The organism is Silanimonas sp. (genome assembly GCF_027530345.1).
GTDB lineage: Bacteria > Pseudomonadota > Gammaproteobacteria > Xanthomonadales > Xanthomonadaceae > Silanimonas.
This window is the reverse complement of sequence record NZ_JAPZQK010000012.1, coordinates 89,417-114,754: the sequence shown is the minus strand read 5'-3', so window position 1 is coordinate 114,754 and position 25,338 is coordinate 89,417. Positions and strand designations below refer to the sequence as shown.

Here is a 25,338-nt window from a genome sequence, read left to right as displayed (position 1 = left end):
CGCGCGGCTTTGCCGCGCGATGCCGCGCTTACTGCGACAGCCAGAGCCTCTCCATGTTCGGGAAGTTCCACTTGTCGGCCGATTCGAGGCCGACGATGCGGTCGCCGCAATCCGGCGCGCCCAAGTCGATGTCCTTGATGAACACCAGCTCGCGCTTTCGGGCGTTGAAGAACACCCGCACTTTCGGCGCCAGCAGCGAGTTTTCCCCCTGCTCCAGCACCACGCCGAGGCGGTCGGATTCGAGCCGCACCAGCGCGCCGACGGGGTAGATGCCGACGCTGCGGATGAAGGCCTTCAGCACTACTTCGTCGAAGTGGCCCTTCCAGCTCACCATGCGCTGCAGCGATTCCGCCGGGCCCCAGGCCTTCTTGTAGGGGCGGTTCGAGGTGATCGCGTCGTAGACGTCGCAGACCGCGCCCATGCGCGCCATCAGGCCGATGGCGTCGCCCTTGAGGTTGTGCGGGTAGCCGCTGCCGTCGAACTTCTCGTGGTGGTGCAGGGCCACGTCCAGAACCGCTTCGGACGCGCTGCCCGACTGCACGAGCATGTGGTACCCGCGCACCGGATGCGCCTTCATGATTTTGAATTCGTCGTCGCTGAGCGCGCCGGGCTTGTTCAGCACGGTCAGCGGCATCGCGGCCTTGCCGAGGTCGTGCAGCATCCCGGCCGCGCCCGCATCGCGGACCTGCTCTTCCGGCAGGCCCAGCCGACGCGCCAGCGAGACCATCAGCGCGCAGACCGCCACCGAGTGCATGTAGGTGTATTCGTCGTGGTTCTTCAGGCGCACGACGCTGAGCAGGGCATCGGGATGCCGGCTCACCGAATCGTTGATCTCCTCGACCATCGGCATGACGGCCTCGGGCTGGATGGCCCGGCCGAGGCGCGCGTCGTTGAACAGCGCGACCACCTGCGCCTTGCTGTCCTGGCAGATGCGCCGGGCGCGATGCAGCTCCTGGTCCATGCTTTCGCGCGGCACCAGCGGAGCGGCCACGGGCGCGGGCGGGACGACGGCATCGACGGCGACCGCCGCCGGCATCGCGCTGGCCTCATTGGATCCTTGCGGCGGCTCGTCGGCGGGCAACGGGGCCGGAGCCGGCGCCTCCTCAGCCGATGCCGCGGCTTCGACCTCCGCGGTCTCCGTCGCCGAGGTCGCCGGTGCGAGGGCGGCGGTGCCGTAGTCCTCGACATCGAGGCCCTTGTCGGTGTCGATGATCAGTTCCTCGACGCCGCCTTCGGCCAACACCGCGATATCGCGCGCTTCGAGCAGGAAGCCGTTCTTCACGAACGCGTGGTGCAAGCCCGAACCGCCGAGGCGGTGGAACCACATGCCGGCGCGCGCGCGGCTGATGGGAACGGGCTTGATCATCGTCACCAGCTTACGACCTCACGACGGCGTCCACAGGGGGTTGCGTCAAGGATTTGCCATCGATGACAGGGGGCGATTGATCGAACGCAAACACGGCCGGGGCGGTGTCGGCCACACTGGCGCCGTTCCTGCCCGGTTCCTCGGGCCTTCCTTGCGCCCGCCATGCCCCTGAAAGCGAAAAATCCCGTGCTGCTGGTGCTCATCGGCCTGCCGGTGGCCACGCTGGCTGCTGGCGTCGCCACGCTGGCCATTATCGGCCGGGGCGGCCTCGACACCGTGGGCGACCCGGTCCGCCGTACCGCGCAGGTGCAGCAGGTCGACCTTGCCGCTGACGCCGCGGCCCGACGGCTCGACTTGGGCGGGCAGCTATCGCTCGACGGGGCACTGGTTCGGGTGGTGGTGCCTGGCCTCGACGGCGGGGCGGATCTCCGCCTGCAGCTCGAGCATCCGCTGGACGCCGCGCAGGACGTCGCACTCGCGCTGGCCCCGGCCGACGGCGCGTGGCAGGCGCCGGCCTTCGATGCGAACGTCGGCTGGCGGGTGTCGCTGGCCCCGGCCGACGGCGCATGGCGACTGGTCGCGCGCTGGCCGCGGGGCGCCCGGAGCATCGATCTCGCTCCCGCCGTGGCGAGCGACGATCCCGCGAACCCCGGCACCGGCGATGGCCCCGGCTGACGGCCAGGCCGCGGTGAGGCGCGACGCCGCTGCCGCCGCGTCGGCGCCGACCTGCGCCCACTGCGGCGAAACGGCCACCCGTGTCGTCCACGCCGCCGTCGATGGGGTCGAGCACGCCTACTGCTGCCAAGGCTGCGCCGGCGCCGCGGCATGGATCGCCTCGGAAGGCTTCGGCGACTACTACCGCTGGCGCAGCGCACCGGGCCCTCGGGTCGAGGCGGCCGACGACTACGGCGACTGGGACCGCGCCGAGATGCTCGAGGCCCATTCGGAAGCAGCGGACGGTGGCCGGGCCATCCGGCTCGCCTTGGGCGGCATGCATTGCGCCGCCTGCGCCTGGCTGGTCGACAAGGCCCTGCGGCAGGCCCCCGGCGTGCTCGACGTTCGGGCCAACGCCGTCGATGGGCGCCTGCACCTTCGTTGGGACCCGGCGCGGACGCCGCTCTCGGCCCTGCTGCAGCGGGTCGGGCGGCTGGGCTATCGACCGGCCCTGCTCGCCTCGCCGGCGCGCGACGCCGAACAACGCCGGGAACGCCGTCGCCAACTGATCGCGCTGGGCATCGCCGGGCTCGGCACGCTGCAGGCGATGATGTTTTCCGAAGCGCTCTACCTCGACACCGCCAACCAGATGCCGGAGGCCACGCGCGACGCCTTCCGCTGGGTGACGGCCGCGGTCTCGGCGCCGGTGGTGTTCATCGCCGGCGCGCCCTTCCTCCGCGGCATGTGGTCCGAGTGGCGCATGCGCCTGCCGGGCATGGACACCCTGATCGGCGGCGGCATCCTGCTGGCCTGGACCGGCTCGTTGTTCGAAACCCTGCGCGGCGGCCCGCAGGTGTGGTTCGACGCCGCGGTGATGTTCGTGCTGTTCCTGCTGGCGGCGCGTTTCCTCGAAGCCCGCCTGCGTGATGCCAACACCGCCCGGCTGGATGCCATCGCCGGCGCGCAGCCAGCGATGGCCTGGCGCCTTCGCGACGAGCAGCTCGAAGCGGTGCCGGCCCGTGAACTGGTGGTCGGCGACCTCGTGCAGGTCGGTACCGGGAATGCGTTGCCCTGCGATGGCACGGTCGTCGGCGACGACGCGTGGGTCGACGAGGCCCTGCTCACGGGCGAATCGACGCCGCTCCGCCGTCGCCACGGCGATGCGGTACTGGCCGGCAGCCACGTGCACGCCGGAACGCTGCGCCTGCGGGCCACGGCCGTTGGCGCTGCCACCGCGATGTCGCAGGTCGCGCGGCAGGTCGCGCAGGCGCGCGAGCAACGGCCGGCCATGGCCGGCTGGGCGGAAGCCATCGCGCGCCGCGTGGTAACGGCGACGCTGGTGCTGTCGGCGCTGGTCGCGGTCGCCTGGTGGCTGGTCGAGCCGAGCAACGCGTTCCCGGCAACGCTGGCGGTGCTGGTCGCCACCTGCCCCTGCGCGCTGGCCTTGGCCGTGCCCGCCGCGATCGCACGCGCACAATCGCGATTGCTGGCCTGCGGCGTGCTCGCGCTGGGGCCGGACGCCCTGCCGCGCCTCGCGAGCATCGATCGCGTCGCCTTCGACAAAACCGGCACCCTCACACGCGGCGAACCGCAGCTGCTCGACATCCAGTCGCTCGCCGGGCGCGATGCCGAGAGCCTCCGCGGCATCGCCGCCTGCCTCGAACTCGGCGTCGCGCATCCGCTGGCCAAGGCCTTCGGCGAGGCGCCCGAAGGTCGATCCGCGAGCGGGGCCGTCCTGCACCCCGGCGAAGGCGTGGAGGGCCGCATCGACGGTGCCCTCTGGCGCCTTGGCCGCCGGCGCTTCGTCGACCCCACCGCAGGCGCGGACGCCGCGGATGACGGCGGACTCTGGCTGTCGCGCGAGGGCGTGCTCGAAGCGCGCTTCGACGTCGATGACGCACCCCGCGACGATGCCGCGGCCACGGTCGCGGCTCTGGCGCGGGACGGCATGGCGCCGCGGATCCTCAGTGGCGATGCCGGCGCACGCGTGGCTGCGCTCGGCGAACGGCTGGGCATCGGCGCCGCCCATCGTCAGTCGCGCCTGTCACCCGAGGGCAAGCTTGCCGCGCTGCGCCTGTTGCAGTCCGAGGGGCACCGCGTGCTGATGGTGGGGGACGGCGTCAACGATGCCGCCGTGCTCGCCGCGGCGGACGTGTCGGCGGCCATGGCGAGTGGCGCCTCGCTGGCGCAGCGACAGGCCGACCTCGTGCTGCTGGGTTCGCGCCTGGCGCCCTTGCGTTACGCCATGCGCCTCGCCGGCCAGACGCAGGCGATCGTGCGCCAGAACATCGTCTGGGCCGTTGCCTACAACGCGCTGATGCTGCCCTTGGCCGCCCTCGGCATTGTCGGCCCCGGGCTGGCGGCGCTGGGCATGGCGCTGTCGTCGCTGGCCGTCACCGCGAACGCCTGGCGCATCGGCCGCGGCCTCGAGGGCGATACGCCATGAACGTGCTGCTGTTCCTTGTGCCGATCTCCCTGCTGCTGGTCGGCTTGGCGCTGGCGGTGTTCGCTTGGGCGGTGCGCAGCGGGCAGTTCGAAGACCTCGACACGCCGTCGCTCGACATCCTCGGCGACGAGCGCGCCCCGCCGCCCTATCCCGCGGCTCCCCCAGCGGACGCGTCTCGCGATGCCGATTGACCTGCTGGTGCTCGGCGCCGCCTTGCTGACCGGCCTGCTCGGTAGCGCGCACTGTGGCGCGATGTGCGGTGGCATCGCCGTCGGTCTCGGCAGCGCCGGCCCGGCGTCCGGCGCCGCCTATCGCGCCGTCGCGACGAACGTCGGGCGCGTCCTCGGTTATGCCGCGGCCGGTGCGCTCGTCGGCGGCATCGGCGGTGGACTGCTCGGCGTGCTCGCCATCGAAGGCCTCGCCACGGCCCTGCGCACCGGCGTCGGCCTGGTGCTGCTGTGGGCGGCGGTGCGCATCGCGCGCCCGCGTTTCGCCGCGGCCTTGCCGGCCCTGCCGATCTGGCGCTGGCTGGCGCCGCTGCGCGCGCGCCTGCCCGGCGACGGCCCGCTGCGGCCCTGGTTGCTGGGCCTGCTCTGGGGCTGGCTGCCCTGCGGCTTCTCGGCAACCGTGCTCACCGCCGCGTGGCTGGAAGCCGATGCGCTGCACGGCGCCCTGCTGATGGGCGCCTTCGGCCTCGGCACGCTGCCGCTGATGACCAGCCTCGGCTGGAGCGGCGCGCGGCTCGGGCTCGACACGCCCCGCTGGCGGACGATCGGCGCGATCGCCATCGGCAGCAGCGGCGTGTTGACGCTCGCCGCGCCCTGGCTGGTCTCGCTACCGATGCTGCACTCGGCGCTGGCGGCACTGGGCTGCCGCAGCCTCGCCGGCTGATCGCGCGCTCAGCGCCGACCGGCGCAGCGCTCGCCGTCGCCTTCCTCGCCGTGCGCAATACTCGCGAGGCGCTCGGGCTCGAGCACTTCCAGCTGCCGGCCCTTCACCGAGATCACGCCCTCGTCCTGAAGCTTCGACAGGCCGCGGCTCACGGTTTCGATCACCAGACTCAAGTAACTGCCGATGTCGGAGCGGCTCATCGGCAGGTGCAGGCGCGAGGGATCGCGGCCGAGCCGCTGCTGCCGCTCGCACAGGCCATGCAGGAACATCGCCAGGCGCTCCTGCGCCTGCTTCCGGCCGAGCAGTTCCAGATGGTCCTGGTGGCGGGCCATGCCCTCGCCCAAGGCCTTCATCATCTGCCGCTGGAACTCGAGACGCTGCGTGGCCACGCGCTCCAGCGCCGGCAGCGGCACCTCGCAGACCTGGGCGGATTCGAGGGCCACGGCGTCGGTGCTGAAGCGGCCGTCGCGGAGCCCTTCGAGGCCGATCAGCTCGCCGGGGAAATAGAAGCCGATCACCTGCTCGTCGCCGGCCTCGTTGATGGCCACGGTCTTGAAGCCACCGCTCTGGGCGACGAAGACCGAGCGCATCGGCTCGCCCGCACGGAACAGCACGGCGTCCTTGCCCATCGGCCGGCGCGCCAGCACGGCGCCGGACAGCCGCTCGATGTCCTCGATGCCGACCAATGCGGGCTTGCACATCGGGTGCAGAACGCACTCGTCGCAGCTTCGCTGGCCGGCGAGGGCCTTGAGTTCGATCAGGCTCATGATTAGCGCCCCGTGTGCTCCTGCAGCCAGGCATTCACCGACTCATGCCACTGCACGCTGTTGTGCGGCCGCAGGATCCAGTGGTTCTCGTCCGGGAAGTAGAGCAGTTCCGACTCGATCCCGCGACGCTGCAACGCACCAAAGGTCGCCAGCCCTTGCTCGACCAGCACGCGATAGTCCTTCTGGCCGTGGATGACGAGCATCGGCACGCGCCAGTTCTGCACGAAGTTCACCGGGTTGTGCTTCTCCATGGCGGCCGCGTTCTCCCACGGCACGCCGCCGTTCTCCCACTCGGTGAACCACAGCTCTTCCGTCGAATAGGCCATCGAGCGCAGGTCGAAGACGCCGGCGTGGTTGACGAAGCAGTCCCACGGCTCGTTCCAGTTGCCCGCGATCCAGTTGACCATGTAGCCGCCGTAGCTGCCGCCCAGCGCGCAGGCGCGCTCGCCGTCAAGGAAATCGTACTTCTCGAGCGCGGCCGCCCAACCCTTCTGCAGGTCGACCAGCGGCTTACCGCCCCAGTCCTCGGAGATCGAATCGGTGAAGGCCTGGCCGTAGCCGGTGCTGCCGTGGAAATCGATCATCACCACTGCGAAGCCCATGCCGGCATAGGTCTGCGCGTTCCAGCGGTAATGCCACTGGTTGTGGAAGCTGCCCTGCGGGCCGCCGTGGATCAGGAAAGCCACCGGCGCCTTCTTGCCCGGCTCGGCGTTCCAGGGCTTGATCACGTAGCCGTGCACCGTCGCGTCGTTCCAGCCCTTGAAGCTGAACTGCTCGTACTCGCCCATGCGGATGCCGCTGAGTGCTTCGGCGTTGTAGTTCGTCAGGCGACGCTCGGCGATGCGCGCGCGGATCGCGCCGAGGTAGAGGTCCGCCGGTGCGGCGATGGAGTCGCGGGTGAAGACGATGCGGTCGCCGTCGATGTCGAAGGCGCCGATGTTGCCGCCCTGCACCACCTTGCGCACCGCGCCGCTGGCGAGGTTCACCTCGAACACCGGATGCGTGCCGGTGTCGAGCGTGGCCGTGTACATCGTGCGGCCGTCGTCGCCGGGCACGAGCGTGTCGAAGCTGCGGTCCCAGTCGGCAGCGATCTCGCGGGTGGCGCCCGTGGCGCGGTCCAGGGCCATCAGGCCGAAGCGGTCGGCCTCGAAGCCCGGGCGCTTCATCGCGCGCCAGAACAGGGTCTTGCCGTCGGCCGAGAACACCGGATTGGTGTCCATCGCGTCGTTGGCGTCGGTGAGGTTCTTCGGCGCGGCGCTGCCGTCCACCGGCACCTCGAACAGGTCGAAGTTGGTCGACCACGGCTCGCTCTTGCCGGCGATGCGCACGCTGAACACCAGCGTCGAACCGTCCGGCGAGAAGACGTAATCAGACTGGTCGCCGAAGGGCTTGCCCGGCACGTCGCCATCGATGCCCTTCGTCAGCAAGCGCGGCTCGCCCGCGGCCTTGCCGTCGGCACCGATCGGGCTCAGGAACACCTGCGAGCGGGTGCCGTCCTTCCACGTGTCCCAATGGCGCACGAAGATGCGGTCGTACTGCACGCCGGTGCGCTTGTCGTTGGCATTGGCGGCGTGGCGTTCCGCCGTGCAGGCGAGCGTTCCGCAATCGGCGAACACCTCGAACGACAGGGCGATGGCCTTGCCATCCGGCGCCAGGCGGAAGCTTCCGACGTCCAGCGAGTAGGCCGTCACCTGCGTCGCATCACCGCCACCGGCCGGCACACGCCAGACCTGCATCGATCCCGACTTCGCGCTCAGGAAGTAGACGAAGGCGCCATCCGGCGACCACGCACCCGCCGAAGCAGGGATTTCCGCCGGCGTCAGTCGCGCGCCTTGGCCGCCCGAGGCGTCCGTCACCCACAACGAACCGACGCCGCGGTCGGCGTCCCAGTTCGTCTCGCGAAGCGCGTACAGGATTCGCTCACCGTCCGGCGAGAACTGCGGCGCCGACACGCGGTCGAGCATCACGAGGTCTTTCGCGGTGAAGCCACGCGGATTGGCGGTGGCGGCGGGCTCGGCGGCGAGTGCCGGCCCTGCGAGGGCCAGCGACAGGGCAAGGACGGACAGGCGCATGGTCGGTTCGGTCTCCGGGACGAGAGGCCAAGGATAACGCGCCCCTCGAGGCATCACGCCCCGTACACTTGGGCTTCACGAATTGACCACAACTGCAGGAACGCCGCTTGTCCACCACCGCCGCGCCGGCCGAGTTCCTTGGCCACCCCAAAGGCCTCTACGTCTGCTTCCTGACCGAGATGTGGGAACGCTTCGCGTTCTACGGCATGAAGGCCATCCTCGTGCTGTACCTCATCAAGCACCACGGCTTCTCCGACGCCGACGGCTACCTGCTGATGGGCACCTACGCCGGGCTCGCCTACGCCCTGCCCTTGCTGGGCGGCATGTTGGCCGACCGCTACCTCGGCATGCGAAAGGCGGTCGTCTTCGGCGGCGTGCTTCTCGTGCTCGGGCAATTCGGCATGGCCTGGATCGGCACCCCCATCGACGGCGGCGCGCGCGACGAGACTGCCGTGCAGGTGATGTACGCCTCGCTGGCCCTGATCGCGATGGGCGTGGGCTTCCTGAAGCCGAACATCTCGACGATCGTGGGCCGGCTGTACGCGGCGAACGATCCGCGCCGCGACTCCGGCTTCTCGATCTTCTACATGGGCATCAACGTCGGGGCCGTGCTGTCCTCCTTCATCGTCGGCTACGTCGGCGAGAACATCAGCTGGAGCTACGGCTTCGCGCTGGGCGGCCTGATGATGGCCGTGGGGCTGGTGATCTTCGTGCTCGGCCAACCGCACCTGCTCGGACAGGCCGAACCGGCCGAACCGGCCCGGCTGCGCGAGCGGGCGCTGGCCGGCCTCAGCCGCGAATGGTTGATCTACCTGGGCGCGCTGGCCGGCGTCGTGGCGGTCTGGCAGATCCTGCAGACGCGCATCGACTTCGCGCCGCTGAATGCCCTGCTCGGCGGCCATCAGGTCACGCTGACGGAACTCGTCGCCGTCGTCGCCGGCACCGTGCTGTACGGTTGGTTCACGTGGCTGATGTTCTCGGGGATCGACCGCGTGGCACGCGGCAAGATGATCCTGCTGATGGTGCTCACGACCGTCAGCGCCTTGTTCTGGGGCCTCTACGAGCAGAGCTATGGTCCTTGGGTGACGCTGGCGGACCGCGCGATGGACCGCAGCACCTTCGGATTCGTTTGGGACGCGAGCCAGACCACCGCGATCGGCGCCGCTTTCGTGATCCTGATGACGCCGTTCTTCGTCTGGCTGTGGCCGTGCCTCGACCGCGCCGGCATGAATCCGGGCTACGCGGCCAAGTTCGCCTGGGCGCTGGTGTTCTGCGGCGGCTCCTTCGGCGTGTTGGCCTTCGCGGCGGCGAACCCCGGCAACGACGGCCTCGTCAGCCTGTGGTGGCTGATCCTCGCCTACGCGGTGCTGGTGCTCGGCGAAATGGCGCTGAGCCCGATCGGTCTCGCGGCGGTCACCTCGCTGTCGATTCCGCGCGTGGTCAGCACGATGATGGGCGCGTGGTTCCTGTTCTCGGCCTTCGGCGAAATGATCGCCGGCCGCCTCGGCACGATGGCCGAGGTGGCGCCGGGGCCCGACGGCGTGATCTCCGCCGCCGAGGCCCTGGCCGTCTACGCGCCGTTCTTCACCCAGATGATGTGGATCGGCCTCGGTGCGGGCCTGGCGATGTTCATCGCGACGCCGCTATTGAACCGCCTGCTGCGCGCGGACTGACCCCAAACCCACCGCCCGAAACAGCGAAGGGCGCGACCGGAGTCGCGCCCTTCCCGTGATCACCCGGGGCTGCCGTGGCCGGCAGCCACAAGCCCGATCAGTCCGAACCGCCCGACGCCGACTCGGTGCGCGACTCGCCGACCGGGACCGTGCCGCCGATGTGCTCCCCGAAGAAGGCCAGCATCTTCGAGTAGATGTTGTTGCGGGCAGGCACCTCGTAGAAGCCGTGGCCTTCCTTCGGCTCGAGGATGTTCTCCCGCGGTGCGTTGCCCGCGGCGATCAGCGCGGCTTCCATCGCGTCCGTCTGCTCCGGCGGCGTACGGCGGTCGCGGCCGCCCGCAGCGAGGAACACGGGGATCTTGATCTCATCGGCTCGCGCCGCCGGAGAGCGCTCGTCGAGCTTGCTGCGGTCCTTGCCGATTACGCTTTCCAGGTAGTTGCCGCCGGTATCGGACTCGCGGATGTCGCCCTCGGAGTACATCAAGCGCAGGTCGTAGACGCCGACGTAGCCGACCGTGCAACGGTACAGGTCGGGCTCGCGCACCGCGCCCATCAGCGCCGCATAGGCACCGTAGCTCGCGCCATAGATGCAGATCCGCTCCGGATCCGCGTAGCCCTGGGCAATGGCCCACTGCGTCGCGTCGGTGACGTCGTCCTGCATCGTGCCGCCCCATTCGCCGTAGCCCATCTGCTCGAAGGCCTTGCCGTAGCCACCGGAGCCGCGGAAATCGACCTGCAACACGAGATAGCCGCGGTTGGCGAACAGCTGAACCTCGGGATTGAAGCCCCACAGGTCGCGCGGGCCGTGCGGGCCGCCATGCGGGTTGACGATCATCGGCAGGCCCTTGAGCTCACGGCCCTTCGGGACCGTCAGGTAACCCGAAAGCGTCACGCCATCGCGCGCCGTCATCGTGAAGGGACGCATCTCCGACATCTGTTCCGGATCGATCCAGCGGCGCGTGCTCACCAGGTACCGCGCCTGCTTGGTGGACTTGTCGTACAGGTAGAACTCGCCGGGATTCCGGTCGCTCTGGACCGACACGACCATCTTGTTGCCATCGAGGGTCGCGCCGCCGAGGCTGACGTACTGCCCGGGGAAGGCCGCCGAAAGCTGTGCGAGCAGCTGGGCGTCCGGATGCTCCTCGCGGATGTAACGCACTTCCGGCTTCCCGGGCATGCGGGTCACGCCGATCAGGGTCTTGCCGTCCGCCGCAATCACTTCTCCCAGCATGTCGACGCGGGGGTCGCTATCGAGCGGGGTGAACGCACCGGTCTGCGGGTCCAGGCGGCCCATGACGTTGGGCTTGGCGTTGTCGTGCTGCACGGCATACACCGTGCCGTCGGGGTCGACGTGCGAGACACGCAGGCGGCCCGCCGTCTCGCGGGAGTCGAAGATCTGGGTCCAATCGCCATCGACGCGGCGATAGACCTGGCCATGGCCTTCCGTGAAGCTGTCGCGGTTCTTGTTGTCGGCGCAGTTCGCGAAGGCCGGCTTGTCATCGGCATCGAGCACGAAATCGCAGTTGCGCGAGGGTGCGCGAGCCAGCCGCTTCATGCGGCCCGTGAAGGTGTCCATCTCCATGAGCTCGGCCCGGTCGCCCTCCTCGCTCCCGGTGCCCGTGGTCACCTGGACCAGCACGCGCGAGGCGTCCTCACGCAGGGCCGAGACCGGGCTGACTCGCTGCGAGAAGCTCGTCGAACCGCTGGTCGTCGTCCCCTCGTAAGTGACGAGCACGCGCGGACGCTCCCCGTTGGCGTCGACCGCATACCACTCGCCCGTACCGCCGGGCTGGGCGAACTGGCCGAACTTGCGCGTCGCCGTGAACATCAGGCGATCAGGCCCGGCCCAGAAGAAGCCGGCGATGCTCTTGTTGTCCGGCAACTGGTGGACCTTGATGGGCTTCAGGTCCTTCATGTCCAGAACAACCAGCACGTCGCGATCGCCGATCGGCGCCGTGGCGGCCAGGTACTCGCCGTTGGGCGAAATGCGCACGGCCGTGTACTCGGCGTGCCGATTGAAGTCCTCCAGCGGAACAGTCGTCGGCGCATCGGACGCCTGCAGGACGCCCGAGAGCGCCATGGAAGCCAGGAACAGAAGACGGTTAGAACCCATTGCCACGATCTCCCCAGATGATGATTGAACGCCTTGCGGGCGCACGCGCAAAACCTTACCAGAGGCGCGACAGGGCAGTGTCGACGACCAGCCCTGCCACGCCCACCCACCGCCCACCCGGGCGGATCCGCGGAGCACGGCGTGAAGCCCGGCCCGCGTGAAGCCCTCAGCGGGCCGCTCGGTCGCCATCGAGATGGCGGCCGAGGAAGGTCAGAAGCTTCGTGTAGTAGTCGCGGCGATTCGGCAACAGGAAGTAGCCGTGGCCTTCGCCGTCGTAGTAGTGCGCCTCGACCGGCACACCCGCGGCCTTCAGCGCGCGCTCCATCGCGCGCGTCTGTTCCGGCGGGGTGCGCTCGTCCTCCTCGCCCGCGGCGAGGAACACTGGCACCTTGATCGATGCGGCGAGCTTGGCCGGCGATCGGGCGTCGAGCCCCTCCTCGCCGACCACGAGCTTCAGGTAGTTCTCGCCCCAACGGCGCGCCTGGAGGTCGCCTCGGCCGTACATCATGTCGAGGTCGTACACGCCCACGTTGCCCGCAGCGCAGGCGTACAGCGACGGTTCGCGTGCGACGCCCATCAACGCGGCGTAGCCGCCGAAGCTCGCGCCGTAAAGGCAGATGCGCTTGGGATCGGCGATGCCCTGCTCGATCGCCCATCGGGTGGCGTCGGTGATGTCATCCTGGATCGCACCACCCCACTCGCGGTAGCCCGCCGACTCGAACGCACCGCCGTAGCCACCGGAGCCACGGAAGTTCACCTGCAGCACGGCGTAGCCTCGCGCGGCGAGCAACTGGCGCTCGAGGTCGAACGACCAGGTGTCGCGCACCTGGTGCGGCCCGCCATGCGGCAGCACGACCAGCGGCAGGCCCTTGGCGTCCCGGCCGATCGGGGTGGTGAGGTAACCATGCAGCGGCAGGCCGTCGCGGGCCTTCAGCTCGATCGGCTTGGCTTCAGCCATCTGGTCGGGCATCACCCAGTCGGCGCGGCTGCCCCAGAGGTCGGCCGAACGCTTCGCCCGGTCGAAGTGGTAGAAGTCGCCCGGGTTGCGGTCGCTGGTGACGATCACCAGCTGCTGGTTGCCGTCGGCGCTGGCACTGCGCAGCTGCACGGACTGCCCGGGGAACGCCGCCTCCAGGCTGCGCTGCGTGCGGGCCTGCGGCGACGCCGCGTTGAAGAACAGCGACTTCGGCCGGCCGTCCATGAGCACGGCGCCGATCGGCTCGTCCGTGACGGGGTCGTAGATGATCCGGCTGGGATCGACCCGGGGATCCCGCAGCACCTCGGTGCGCGCCAACGTCGCGAGGTCGAGGCGTTCGATCGCGTCCGGCCCCTCCTCGCGACTGGACAGCACATAGGCCACCGCATTGTCCTTCGAGAACCCGATCGGTTCGATCCAGACACCACTCGCGCCCTGGTCGTTGACCAGTTGCCAGTCGCTCTTCGCGTCCTTGCGGTAGTAGGTGATCGTGTCGTTCTGGCTGTTCTGGCCGGTGGCGAACCGCACCTCCCCCGAATGGTCGGCGAGGAATTCGGCGCGCGGCACGGGCGCGCGGGCGACGACGCGGCGGCGACCCGAGGTGAGGTCCATCAGTTCCGCGGTGGCGAAACCCTCGCCGCGCGACTGCATGCTCACCACCGAGACCAGGACATTTTCATCATCGTTGCGCAGCGGGTCGGCCATGGACACCCAGCGGCTGTGGTCGGTGTTGCGCGCCGCCGCACGCGAACCCAGCGTGTTCTCGGCACCGCGCCAACCGGCGATCAACCTCGGCTCCGCCCCCTCGACCGCGCTCAGCACCCAGAGCTCGCCGTAATCACGCGGCGCCTCGAGGGAGCCGATGCTCTCGCCCATCGAGGCGACGATCCTGGTGTCGCTCACCCACCAGAAACCCAGTACGTGGGCGTTTTCGCCGCCGGAGAGGTGGGCGAGCACTTTGCGCTCGGCCAGCGTGCCGATGACGAGGAACGTCTGCTTGTCACGCGCGGCCGTGGCGGCGAAGAACTCGCCGGTCGGCGACAGCGCGATGTCGATGAACTTCTCGTCGCGGACGAGATGGGCGACAAGGCCGGCAACGTCGGCGGGCAGCGGGGCCGGGGCCACCGGGGCGGAATCGCCCTGCGCCGCGACGTGGAGGGGGGCAAAAAGCAGCAGGGCCGCGAAAGCGGCCCGTCGGAGTCCATTCATGACAACGTCCGTGGGGGGGAGACGAAGTCTATCCAGCGCCCCCTCGCGCGCAAGCCCCGCGGACGGCCAGATTAAAATGGGTGTGCGAACTGCAAGATTGCAAAGAAGACCGCTTTGCCAATCGAATCAGCTGGATAGGCCAACACTGCAACTTTCGCCGTCAAGTGAGCCATCGTCAAATAGCCATAAGCTCCTGAGGCATATGGAGTCCGAACCGTTTATGCACCAGAGACTCTGACGCTGGGGCGAACAAACGGTGCGTGCCGGCAAAGTTGAAGACCGGTGACCAAGTCCGGGGGAGCGCAGCTGGCTTGGGCCCCAGTGCCGATCCTATTCCGCGGCCCGCCCCTCGCGGCCTCAGGTCGATCTGCTGGACCTAATTTCAGCCAAGTCAATCACTTATCGCTGGGTGTCGACCAGTAGTTCTGTCGACCGCTGAGGAATCCGCTGTGGGAAGAGGCGTGGCTCGCCGCACCCTTGAAACGACAATTGGGTATCCCCAAGCACTAGGGTGTTACCCGTGGGTAAACCCCAACCCCTAGGGGGCAGTGCTGTCTCAGGGGGTGCGACGTTGGGGGGCTAGGGTAACTCTTGGATTCACGGATTCGACCCAAGGAGGGCCCACGTGGGCAGCAAACATCAAGTTGTCTTCTACCCCGTCGGCAACGGCGACACCACCCAGATCGTGCTTGCCCGCGGGCGGCGCGTCCTCTTCGACTTCTGCCACCGTAGCAAAGCAGAAGATGAGGCAACGCCCGAGATCGATCTCAAGAAGCACCTCAAGGACGAACTTGCTGCCGTCGATCGCGACTACTTCGACGTAGTTGCGTTCACCCATGCCGATGCCGATCACATCAGCGGCAGCACCGAGTTCTTCGAGTTGCAACACGCCGCTCGTTACCAAGGTGACGGGCGCATCAAAATTCGTGAGCTCTGGGTGCCAGCGGCGATGTTGTTGGAGGAAGCGACCCGGGACCAACAATCCGAGGAGTTCGTGCTCCTTCGACAGGAAGCGCGCCATCGCCTCCTGGAGGGTCGCGACATTCTGGTGTTCTCCAAGCCCCAGACCCTCATGGACTGGCTGGAGCCGCTGCTCAAGGCCCGGGGCGAATTGCCCTCGGCACGCGACCACCTCTTCGTCGATGCCGGCAGGCTGGTCCCAGGCTTTTCGCTCGAAGTGGACGAGATTGAGTTTTTCTGCCACTCGCCCTTTATCAAGCATTGCGACGACGGCGACATTATCCGCAACTCTGCCGCGCTCGTTTTCAACGTGCGCTTTGAGGTCGACGGCGAGAACTACGACTACCTCGAGGTGGGCGACGCCGAATACAGCGATCTGGAAGAGATCGTTGAAATCACCCGATACCACGGCAACGAAGACCGGCTTGAATGGGACCTCTTCAACATCCCCCACCATTGTAGCTACCGGGCCCTGGCGGACGAGAAAGGCGACCAAGAAACCACGCCGACGCCGCTGGTAAGGGAGCTGCTGCTCAAGGGACGGCCGGAATCCTACATTGTCAGCTGCAGCAAGCCGGTACCTGACATCACGGAGTCATATCAGCAGACGCAGCCCCCACATATCCAGGCACGCAAGACGTACGAGCGCTACCGGCGCGAAGTAGGCGGACGTTCCTTCTTGGTGACCATGGAAGAGCCGAACGCCAACAAGCCGCAGCCGATTGTTTTTGACATCGAACGCGGCGGCATCACTTGGCGACGCTCTACAACGCTTGGCGCCGCTTCGATCATCGCATCGCGGCCACCGCGCGCAGGTCGCGGCTGAGGTGGAGTTCTACACACTGGACGCGGGTGAGGTACTCGCGAGCCCGTACGCTCTGACATTGCCACGCGCAATCGCCCTTCAGGAGGCGATGGTGCGGCATCGCGACTTCGTTCCCGCAGGCTGGCTGCGGTTCCCGACGAGGGACGGTGCGGCCCGAGAGGCCGTCCTTGTCGACGTCCAGACTCACGGCGTACCAAAACACAACGCGTACGGCCTAAAGTTCCAAGAGCGACTCGCGATCGTGGTCACCGACGAACCCGGCACGCTTCCCATGGTGTACGCCTTGCGGAAGGGTTTTCCGCGTCTGGCACACCAGCACCAGGAACCGCAGGGATCGCCGGCGCAGCTGTGTCTCTACTTCGAGCCCACCGAGACCGTGCTGCGCACATGGACGCCCCAGCAGTTCCTCCATCGTATCCAGTGGTGGATGGAAAAGAACGCGCGCGGCGAGCTGCACCTAGCCGACCAGCCACTCGACCGCTTGTTCTTCAACTCGAAGTACGAGTTGGTGTTGCCATGGAACTTCGAAGTCCTTGTCAACAAGGGCACGGAGTTCATGCTGGTACGCGCCGCAACTCGACCCGATGGCGGGGAGACCCTTCGCCTGAAGCCCAAGACTGGCGAAGCGCACGCAACCGGACTGCTAGTGGAGCTGAAGTTGTCGCCAATCATCGGCGGCGCCGTCGAGTTGAATCCGGCTACGCTCGGTCAACTCGAGGATTTAGTCTTGATGCGCGGTTCATCGTTGCTTTGTGCGATGAAACCTCAGTTCCAAGCCTTGGTTCATTCGCAGGGGGCCACCACTCGCGCCGGGAACGCTTTCACCGTCATCTTGCTCCATGTCCCGTTGTGCCGGGAGGAAGGCGTCGCTCCAGAGCGGATCGACCACCGCGCATTCCTGCTGACTGAGGACGCTCTGGAGATCGGCGTGGCGACAGGAGCGTTGATGCGCCACGAAGGCAGAATCTACAGCGCGATCGGCGTTTTCTGCCAACAGCAGCCAACGGCGTGGCGTGAATTACCCGTGCTTCCCCTAGAGGTTCTCAACGAAAACACGCCCAAAAGTGCTCGCGCCCAGTCTGGCTTGGCTTCGGACGACGACCCCTCGGGCGTACTCGTCGGAGCAGGATCGCTGGGAAGCGCTCTTGCCATGCTTTGGGGCCGCGAAGGATATGGCCGGTGGACGGTCATAGACAAAGATCACCTTCGTCCTCACAACTTGTCGCGCCATACCGCGGAAGCGGATCAGATCGGCCAACCTAAGGCCGAGGCCGTCGCCCTGTTGCAGGCGTGGGCCGACCATGACGCTAATCCGATAAAGCCACTGGTGGCGAGCGCCACCGATCCGCAGCGCTCGGACGTCCTGGAGGCCCTAAGGTCAGCCAACTGGGTCATCGATGCATCCGCGTCTCTGGACTATCCCCGATACGCTAGCACTCTGGAAAATGTGGCGCGACATGTGTCTGCCTTCTTTGCGCCCAGTGCTAGCAGCGCGATTGCCTTGGTCGAAGATGCGGCGCGATCGATCCGCTTGCGAACCCTTGAGGCGCAGTACTACCGCGCAATCATCCGAAGCGACTGGGGTCGCGAACATCTCGAAGGCAACCTCGGCGCATTCTGGAGCGGCGCGGGGTGTCGTGATATCTCCATGGTGCTGCCCTATTCGCGGGTGATGCTCATGGCGGGCCTACTGGCCGACGATCTACCCCGCTTCAGGGCGCAAGAAGGCGCGGCAATTCGAGTTTGGAACCGCCGGACGGACGGCGGCGTGGACGTCCGCGATGTCCCAACTTTCCAAGAGCGATCATTCGAGCTCGGAGATCTGCAGGTCTATCTGGATGCCGGCTTGGAGAAGGACCTTCGCGCTTTGCGCCTTGGTGCCCTGCCGAACGAGACCGGCGGGGTGCTACTGGGCTACTACGACTTCACTGTCCGGGCGCTGGTCCTGGTAGCCGCGCTTCCGGCGCCGGCCGACAGCACAAGTACTGCAGGATCGTTCGAGCGTGGCGTCGACGGCCTGAAGGAGGCCGTCGGGGAGGCCTCACGCCGCACAGCCGGGGTGGTTGGTTATGTCGGCGAATGGCACAGCCACCCTCGAGGCCACTCGGCAGCACCAAGCTCAGACGACGTTTTCCAACTGGTCCAACTGGCATTGGGCATGGATGCAGATGGTCTGCCTGGAGTGCAGCTGATCGTTGGTGAGAACGACATTCAGGTGCTATCCGGAGCCGTCGGCTAATGCAATGGCCTGCAAAGAAAGATATCGCGCTCGTACTCTCTGGTGGAGGGATACGCGCCATGGCGTTTCACCTCGGGGTGATGCGTCGCATGGCCGAACTAGGCCTTCTCGAGCGCGTCTCACATGTTTCGAGCGTGTCTGGAGGCAGCCTAATTGTCGGCCTCGTGCTCTTGGAGAACAATCTCGTATGGCCGAGCTCGCAGGCGTTTCTCCATGAGGTTCTACCCAGATTACGAGTCAGTCTTTCCCAGCGGAGTCTGCAGTGGGGCGCGCTTAGGCAATTGGTCCGACCAAGGAACTTGCGCTTCATCGCCTCGCGCGCAAACCTTCTCGCAGCGGCGCTCAAGAACGAGTGGGGCGCCACAATGCCTTTAGGCGACCTTCCCGCACGACCAGAGTGGTCTATCAACGGGACCAACGCCGAGAATGGTCGCCGCTTCCGCTTTAAGCGCCATGATCTTGGCGACTACCTCAGCGGATACGCTGACGCGAAGTGCTATCCGCTTGCGGACGCGATCGCTGTGTCCGCGGCTTTCCCGGGCGGATTTGGTCCCTTGAGCATCCGGACAAACAAGTTCACCTGGCTTAAGCGAGGGTGGGATGCCCCTAAGGGGAGCGAAGTGCCAGTGACACCTCCCTTCCAAACGCTCCATCTTTATGACGGCGGTGTCTATGACAATCTCGGGCTTGAGCCGTTTTTCGATGCTGGGCGCAACGCCCCAAAGCTTCCAGAGACCTTCATCCTAGTCTCTGACGCAGGTCTTCCCCTAGGCAGCAATCCCCTTGGCCGTCCGATCAGTCCATTCCGACTCAAACGCGTTGCCGACATCATGTCTGACCAAGCCCGAGCGCTGCGAGTCCGGACGTTCGTTCACTACGTCACTCAAGCGCCAGACCGTGGGGGATTCGTCTTCATCGGTTGCAACGCATCCGGAATGGACACGGCCTTGGCTGAACGCGCCAAGACATTTCCAACGACGCTTCGTCGCCTCACTTTGGTGGAGTTCGACGACCTCGTGCGCCACGGCGCAGAAGCTACCGACAACGGTCTGGGGGCGTGAAGTGAGCCTCTGAAGGGCGAACAGGATCTATTAGCAATCTGCCCACCCAATCCCCGCACTCACTGTGTCGCCTACCTTTGCAATTGAAGGTCAGCTTCTGACCGAAGAGGGCTAGGACGCATTTCGACCCAAAGCAGACATTCCAACTGAGGCCTCAAGTCCGTGCGCGGCGCAAAAACACACCCTCGGCGCTATAGGCCGAGGGTGCACGTGTTCAGCCGTTGGCGATCACATCGCTCGATTCGGTCGCTCGATGCGCCAGCCGGTAAAGAACCGGCAGCACGAACAGCGTCAGCAGCGTTGACGACAAAACGCCGCCGATCACCACTGTGGCGAGCGGTCGCTGCACCTCGGCTCCGGCACCGACGGCCAAGGCCATGGGCACGAACCCGAGGCTCGCCACCAGCGCAGTCATCAGCACCGGGCGGAAGCGCGTCATCGCGCCCTCCCGGACCGCCTCGTCTATCCCCATGCCGTCCAGTCGAAGCTGGCGGATAAAGCTGAGCATAACGATGCCATTGAGCACTGCGATACCGCTGAGAGCGATGAAGCCCACGCCCGCGGAGATCGACAGTGGAAGGTCACGCACCAGCAGGGCGGCGACGCCACCCGTGAGGGCGAGTGGCACGCCGGAGAACACCACCAGCGCATCGCGTCCGGAGCCGAAGGCCAAGAACAGGAGACCAAGGATCAGCAGCAGCGTCATGGGCACGACGATTGAGAGCCGCTGCGTGGCTGAGATCAGCTGCTCGAAGGTGCCGCCGTACTCCACCCAGTAACCCGGCGGCACCTGGACTTCGACGGCAACGCGCTGCTGCACTTCCGTTACGAACGAGCCAAGGTCCCGTCCGCGGACATTGGCCGTCACCACCACGCGACGCTTGCCGTTCTCACGGTTGATCTGGTTGGGGCCTTCCTCGATGCCGATCCGAGCGAGTTCGCGCAGCGGCACCGTTCGAACGGTGTCCGCACGTTCTACGGGTAGCGGAACAGGCAGGTCACCGAGCCGGTCAGCGTTGTTGCGCAGGCCATCCGCGAGGCGCACCACGATCGGTGCCCGACGATCGCCCTCGTAGAGCATCCCGGCTTCGGTGCCTCCGATGGCAGTGGCGACGACCTGCTGCACGTCATCTACGGACAGCCCAAAGCGGGCGATGGCCTCGCGATCGGGATCAACGACCAGCATCGGCAGACCGGTCGTCTGCTCGACCCTGACATCCGCTGCACCGTCGATGCCCGTCATTGCCGATTCAATACCTTGCGCGGTGGTCATCAACACGTCGAGGTCGTCGCCGTACACCTTCACCGCCACGTCGGAGCGAACGCCGGAGATCAGCTCGTTGAAGCGCATCTGGATCGGCTGGGTGAACTCGTAGTTGTTGCCGGGCACTTTTGCCACCAGGGCCTCCAGCTCCGCCACCAACTCGGTCTTGGTCTTGCCCGGATCGGGCCAGTCGGACCGCGGCTTTAGGATGACGAACGTGTCCGCCACGGAAGGCGGCATCGGATCGGTGGCGACCTCCGCGGTACCGATCTTGCTGAACACTCGCTCGACCTCCGGAAGCGTCAGGATCTCCTGCTCCAGAACCTTCTGCATGAGGACGGATTGCGTGATCGACGTGCCCGGGATGCGCATGGCGTGGAGCGCCACGTCGCCCTCATCCAGGCTCGGGATGAACTCCGTGCCCATCCGCGTCGCGGCAAACCCCGCGCCGGCTACGAGGACAAACGCCGCCAACACCACGCGCCAGCGCCACCCCAGTACACGATTCAGCGCCGGGGCGTAGCCGCGCTTCAGCAACAGGACGATGCGGTTTTCCTTCTCCTCGACTCGGCCGCCCAGCCCCACCGCGACCATCGCAGGCACGAAGGTCAGCGAGAGCAGCATGGCCGCCGTCAGGGCGAAAACCACCGTAAAAGCCATCGGGTGGAACATTTTTCCTTCGACGCCATCGAGCGCGAAGATGGGCAGGTACACCGCTGTGATGATCCCGACGCCGAATAGGCTGGGTCGGATCACTTCCGCGGTGGCGGACGCGGCCAGTTCGTAGCGTTCCTCACGCGTTAGCAAGCGCCCCAAGCGATGCTGCAGCTCGCCAAACCGGCGAATGCAGTTCTCCATGATGATCACTGCACCATCGACGATCAGACCGAAGTCAAGCGCGCCGAGGCTCATCAGGTTGCCGGAGACGCCGCCCTTCAGCATGCCGGTGGCCGTCATCATCATGGTGAGTGGAATTACGGCAGCCGTGATCAGGGCTGCGCGCAGGTTGCCGAGCAACAGGAACAACACCACCACGACAAGCAGCGCGCCTTCCGCGAGTGACTTGGCGACGGTGCTGATGGTGCGGTTCACCAGCGCCGTGCGGTCGTACACCGTCCGCAGGATCACCCCCTCGGGTAGGGTGCCCCGGATCGAAGCGACGCGGGCGTCCACCGCCTGCGCCACCTCGCGACTGTTCGCGCCGACCAGCATGAACACCGTGCCCAGCACCACCTCTTCGCCGTTCTCCGTGGCCGCACCGGTACGCAGCTCCATGCCCTCTTCAATGGTCGCGACATCGCCAACGCGGATCACCCGCGTCCCGCGGCTGGCCACCACCACCGAGCCGATCGCCGATGCGTCGCCCAACTGGCCGGGAACCCGAACGAGCACCTGCTCGCCCCGCTTCTCGATGTAGCCGGCACCGACGTTCGCGTTGTTGCGCTCCAAGGCGTCGACCAGATCGTCGAGGCTGAGGTTCAGCGCGACCAAACGAGCGAGGTCTGGAGCGACCTGCACCTCGCGGGCATAGCCGCCGATGGTGTTGACCTCGACGACGCCCTTCACGGTGCGCAGCTGCGGCTTTACGACCCAGTCCTGAAGGGTGCGCAGATCGGTCGGCGTCCACGGCTGGCCATCCTCACGCGTCGTGCCTGGTTCGGCCTCGACGGTGTACATGTAGATCTCGCCCAAGCCCGTAGAGATGGGCCCCATGGCAGGCTCAAGGCCGGTGGGTAGCTGTCCACGCACCTGCTGGAGGCGCTCGGCGATCTGCTGCCTTGCCCAGAAGATGTCGGTGCCGTCCTCGAACACCACGGTCACCTGCGACAGTCCATAGCGCGACAACGAGCGCGTGTAGTCGAGGTTGGGAATGCCGGCCAGTGCGGTTTCCACCGGGAAGGTCACCCGCTGCTCGGCCTCGAGCGGCGAGTAGCCCGGTGCTTCAGTGTTGACCTGCACTTGGACGTTGGTGATGTCCGGCACCGCGTCAATAGGAAGCCGGAACAGATTGAGGGCGCCCCAAGCCCCAAGGGCCAGGACGAGGATCAGCACCAGCCAGCGATGCCGGATGGCGTATCGGATGAAGGAGTCGATCATGGCGGGCCTCAGTGCTCGTGAGCCGCGCCGGCCTTGGCGATGTCCGCCTTGACCAAAAAGCTCTGCTCGACAACGACCTCATCGCCGGGGTTAACCCCGTCGCTGATCTGCACGAAGGTGGCATCGCGCACACCGAGCCTCACCGGTGTGGCGGTGTAGGTGTCCCCCTCGCGGACGAACACGACATCGCGCCCTTCCATGCGCTGCAGAGCGTCGAGCGGGACCCGAAGGGCGGCCTCCGTCGTGCCAATCGTGACATCGGCATGCACGGCCATTCCCGGTCGCCACAGACCATCGGCGTTGTCGAGCACCGCGCGGGCCGTCAAGCTCTGGCTCTCCACATCGGTCGCCGGGAGCACTTGGCCGATGTTGGCGGTCGCCACGACGCCATCAGCGAGGCGTTCAACGCGGACTTCGGCACCAACGCGCACGCGCTGGGCGTCTCGTCCAAAGACGTGGAGGTCGATCCAGACTTTCGAGAGGTCGGCGACCTCGAACAGGGGCGATTCGCCGGCCAATCCTCCAATCTCGGCATCGCGCGTCATCACCACGCCGGCCAACGGTGTGGTGATCGCATAGGTCGAGAGGCTGGCGTTGCTCTCCACCGTGGCCAGTCGCTGTCCGGCGCGAACACGGTCGCCCACCTGCACCGCAACGTCACGGATCGCACCCGGGAAACGCGCAGCAACCCGCGCCATCGCGCCCTGACGCGCTTCGATCACGCCCGGCAGGCGAACGGTCTGCTGGATGTCCCCGGCGCTGACGGCGGCAACGACGATACCCGAGCGTGCAGCGGTTTCCGCGGGGATCGTCGTCGCGTCGGCTTCGGACTCGTCGTGACCATGGCCGTCGTCGTCGCCGTGGCCTTCGCCGTGGTCATCGTCAGTTGTTTCGGCGGCGATCTCGTGGGCATGCCCATCGTCGGCCTCATGGGCACCGTCATCGCACGCCGTGATGGCGAGAGCGAGGGCGGAGACAAGCAGCAGGGAAGGAACACGGTGACTGTTCATTCGGACACTCCATTGCGCACATCGTTGGCCGACCAGCTGTCGGCGGTGAGGCGCTGCAGTTCAATCAGGGCGCGCTGGGTGGCCACGCGGGCCTCCAACAGCGCAAGGTTCGAGGTGGTGATTTCGGTCTGGACCGCGGCCCACTCGACGTAGCTCAGGGCACCGGCGCGGTAGGCGCGCTCGGATTGGGCGGCCGCACGCTGAATGCGCGGCAGGACATCGGTCCGCAGGCGATCGACCTGGAGCGCACCGGTCTCGATTTGCGACCAGGCATCCACGGCCACCGCCTCGAGCTGCAGTGCCGCCGACTCCCGGGACATCGCCAAGGCCTCCTGCTCCGCACGTGCCGCGGCGATGGCCGGTTCGGCGCGTCGACGCGCCCCCAAGGGCAGGCTGAAGCCCGCCACGAGCCCCACGTCGCGGCCGTCCTGCAGTCGGCGTGCGCCAATACTCCACCGCGCATCGGGACTGGCTTCGGTTTCCGCAAGGCGCAGCCGCGCCTCGCGGATGCGGGCTTCGTCGGCAAACGCCGCAAGCTCCGGCGACTCGGCGATCCGCGCCGTCAACTCGGTGAGCGCGGGCAGCGAGGGCACGTTGTCGGGAACCATGTCGACCGTCGGCACGGCACCGTCGGCAGGCTCGCCCCACAGCAGGGACAGACGGCGCCAAGCCGCAGCCTGCTCGGCATCGAGTGCCGCAAGACGGGCTTCGGCTTGGGCAATGCCGGCCTCCGCCGCCAACGCGGAGGCTTCCGGCGCTGCGCCGGCGGCGAAGCGCTGACGCGCCGCACGAGCGATGCGCTGGCGCTGGGCTAGGTCTTCCTCGAGCAGCGGGCGCTGTGCTTGCAGGGCCGCCAGATCGAGGTAGCGACGGGTGGTCTCCGCCAACAGGTCGAGCTGCGTGGCGGCACGCTGGACGCCTAGAGCATCGATGCGTGCCGCCGCCAATGCGCGGCGAGCTTCTCGTTTTCCGCCTCGCTCCAGAACGCCGGCAAGGCTGAGCGTCAGCTCGGACGAGCGGCTGCCTTGGAGCGCTCCGCTGCCGAGCACGTTCTCGAGATCGGCTTGGATCTCGAGCGCGGGCGACAGTGCCGCGCTGCGCGCCTCCGCTTCGAGGCCCTCGCGACGCGGGACGAACAGCCGAAGATCAGGATGGGACTGGGCGACGCGCTCCTGCGCGTCGGCCAGGGTGAAGGGCTGGGCGGCCGCGCCCGAGGCGACGGCCAGCAACGTCAGCCCGGCCGCGAGTGCGGCCAGACGAACAGACATAGGGAACTCCGTTGATCCGTGGAAAAAGACGCCGCTCGAGGCGGCCGCGTCGACGGATCAGCGGATGGGAGGACGGAAGAGGCTTTGGAGCAGCGGCGCGGGGCCGCCCCGCACATCGACGCTGGGCGGCTGCGTGGGCTTCATGGCCAGAAGCTTCACTATCGGCATCGGGAGCACCGCCATCACCACGCCGCAGTGGTGCCAGGCGTGCGCGAGGTCATGCGATAGGCTCGCAAGGCCGGGCGGGTGCGGGGCTTCGCCTTCGCAGTCGGAGGGCTCGGCGGCCACGCCGACCGAAACCGCGGCGTCGAGGTCATGCGCGGACGGGTGGCTGATGGCCAGCGCTCCGGCCATCGACGACGCAAGCACGAGCAACGCCAGCAACCCGATCAGGGCGGCGTGGATCGTTCGGGCACGGAGTCGAAGGCGCGACATGTCTTAAGGGT

At 67.2% G+C, this 25,338-nt stretch carries 17 protein-coding genes; 8 read left to right on the top strand and 9 right to left on the bottom strand.

Annotated features, from left to right (window positions below; translation table 11 throughout):
* Positions 1–28 precede the first annotated feature (28 nt).
* Positions 29–1,366 carry an HD-GYP domain-containing protein gene (locus O9255_RS07350; RefSeq protein WP_297866210.1) on the bottom strand — a complete coding sequence of 446 codons (1,338 nt, stop codon included), beginning with the start codon at positions 1,364–1,366 and terminating at the stop codon, positions 29–31.
* A 162-nt stretch (positions 1,367–1,528) separates the two neighbouring features.
* Here O9255_RS07350 and O9255_RS07345 point away from each other — a divergent pair, with 162 nt between their 5' ends.
* The 4 genes from O9255_RS07345 to O9255_RS07330 are packed head-to-tail and all read left to right on the top strand — an operon-like array spanning position 1,529 to position 5,357.
* Complete coding sequence (locus O9255_RS07345) at positions 1,529–2,041, top strand: FixH family protein (protein WP_297866209.1); 513 nt, start codon at positions 1,529–1,531, stop codon at positions 2,039–2,041.
* Positions 2,028–4,466 carry a heavy metal translocating P-type ATPase gene (locus O9255_RS07340; protein WP_297866208.1) on the top strand — a complete coding sequence of 813 codons (2,439 nt, stop codon included), beginning with the start codon at positions 2,028–2,030 and terminating at the stop codon, positions 4,464–4,466. Before O9255_RS07345 ends, O9255_RS07340 begins: the two co-directional genes overlap by 14 nt.
* Positions 4,463–4,657: a cbb3-type cytochrome oxidase assembly protein CcoS gene (ccoS, locus tag O9255_RS07335; RefSeq protein ID WP_297866207.1), complete on the top strand. Its 195-nt coding sequence runs from the start codon at positions 4,463–4,465 to the stop codon at positions 4,655–4,657. Before O9255_RS07340 ends, ccoS begins: the two co-directional genes overlap by 4 nt.
* Positions 4,647–5,357, top strand: coding sequence for a sulfite exporter TauE/SafE family protein (locus O9255_RS07330; protein ID WP_297866206.1), 711 nt, complete (start codon positions 4,647–4,649; stop codon positions 5,355–5,357). The genes ccoS and O9255_RS07330 overlap by 11 nt, the downstream gene beginning before the upstream one ends.
* 8 nt (positions 5,358–5,365) lie before the next feature.
* Here the strand turns inward: O9255_RS07330 and O9255_RS07325 are convergent, their stop codons facing one another.
* Positions 5,366–6,124 (bottom strand): helix-turn-helix domain-containing protein, encoded by a 759-nt coding sequence (locus O9255_RS07325; RefSeq protein WP_297866205.1) that lies wholly within the window; start codon positions 6,122–6,124, stop codon positions 5,366–5,368.
* A gap of 2 nt (positions 6,125–6,126) precedes the next feature.
* Complete coding sequence (locus O9255_RS07320) at positions 6,127–8,196, bottom strand: S9 family peptidase (protein WP_297866204.1); 2,070 nt, start codon at positions 8,194–8,196, stop codon at positions 6,127–6,129.
* A 107-nt stretch (positions 8,197–8,303) separates the two neighbouring features.
* On the opposite strand from O9255_RS07320, the gene O9255_RS07315 reads away from it, so the two are divergent.
* Positions 8,304–9,869, top strand: coding sequence for a peptide MFS transporter (locus O9255_RS07315; protein ID WP_297866203.1), 1,566 nt, complete (start codon positions 8,304–8,306; stop codon positions 9,867–9,869).
* A 97-nt stretch (positions 9,870–9,966) separates the two neighbouring features.
* On the opposite strand, the gene O9255_RS07310 is transcribed toward O9255_RS07315, so the two are convergent.
* Both O9255_RS07310 and O9255_RS07305 read right to left on the bottom strand, forming a co-directional pair.
* Complete coding sequence (locus tag O9255_RS07310; RefSeq protein ID WP_297866202.1) at positions 9,967–11,949, bottom strand: S9 family peptidase; 1,983 nt, start codon at positions 11,947–11,949, stop codon at positions 9,967–9,969.
* Positions 11,950–12,148: 199 nt separating this feature from the next.
* A complete protein-coding gene (locus O9255_RS07305) occupies positions 12,149–14,167 on the bottom strand; it encodes a S9 family peptidase (RefSeq protein WP_297866201.1) in 2,019 nt (672 codons plus the stop codon).
* A 625-nt stretch (positions 14,168–14,792) separates the two neighbouring features.
* Between O9255_RS07305 and O9255_RS07300 the strand changes: the two genes are divergently transcribed.
* From O9255_RS07300 to O9255_RS07290, 3 genes are read left to right on the top strand one after another with little or no spacing between them, the layout of a single operon-like run.
* On the top strand, positions 14,793–15,953 hold the full coding sequence (locus O9255_RS07300) for a hypothetical protein (RefSeq protein WP_297866200.1): 1,161 nt from the start codon (positions 14,793–14,795) through the stop codon (positions 15,951–15,953).
* On the top strand, positions 15,901–18,192 hold the full coding sequence (locus tag O9255_RS07295; RefSeq protein WP_297866199.1) for a ThiF family adenylyltransferase: 2,292 nt from the start codon (positions 15,901–15,903) through the stop codon (positions 18,190–18,192). The genes O9255_RS07300 and O9255_RS07295 overlap by 53 nt, the downstream gene beginning before the upstream one ends.
* Positions 18,192–19,253 carry a patatin-like phospholipase family protein gene (locus O9255_RS07290; RefSeq protein WP_297866198.1) on the top strand — a complete coding sequence of 354 codons (1,062 nt, stop codon included), beginning with the start codon at positions 18,192–18,194 and terminating at the stop codon, positions 19,251–19,253. Before O9255_RS07295 ends, O9255_RS07290 begins: the two co-directional genes overlap by 1 nt.
* 214 nt (positions 19,254–19,467) lie before the next feature.
* Here O9255_RS07290 and O9255_RS07285 read toward each other — a convergent pair whose 3' ends face one another.
* From O9255_RS07285 to O9255_RS07270, 4 genes are read right to left on the bottom strand one after another with little or no spacing between them, the layout of a single operon-like run.
* A complete protein-coding gene (locus O9255_RS07285; protein ID WP_297866197.1) occupies positions 19,468–22,614 on the bottom strand; it encodes a CusA/CzcA family heavy metal efflux RND transporter in 3,147 nt (1,048 codons plus the stop codon).
* Positions 22,615–22,622: 8 nt separating this feature from the next.
* Positions 22,623–23,624 (bottom strand): efflux RND transporter periplasmic adaptor subunit, encoded by a 1,002-nt coding sequence (locus O9255_RS07280; RefSeq protein WP_297866196.1) that lies wholly within the window; start codon positions 23,622–23,624, stop codon positions 22,623–22,625.
* Positions 23,621–24,892 carry a TolC family protein gene (locus O9255_RS07275; RefSeq protein WP_297866195.1) on the bottom strand — a complete coding sequence of 424 codons (1,272 nt, stop codon included), beginning with the start codon at positions 24,890–24,892 and terminating at the stop codon, positions 23,621–23,623. The genes O9255_RS07280 and O9255_RS07275 overlap by 4 nt, the downstream gene beginning before the upstream one ends.
* A gap of 57 nt (positions 24,893–24,949) precedes the next feature.
* Entirely contained in the window at positions 24,950–25,327 is a 378-nt protein-coding gene (locus tag O9255_RS07270) for a hypothetical protein (protein ID WP_297866194.1), read from the bottom strand.
* Positions 25,328–25,338 lie beyond the last annotated feature (11 nt).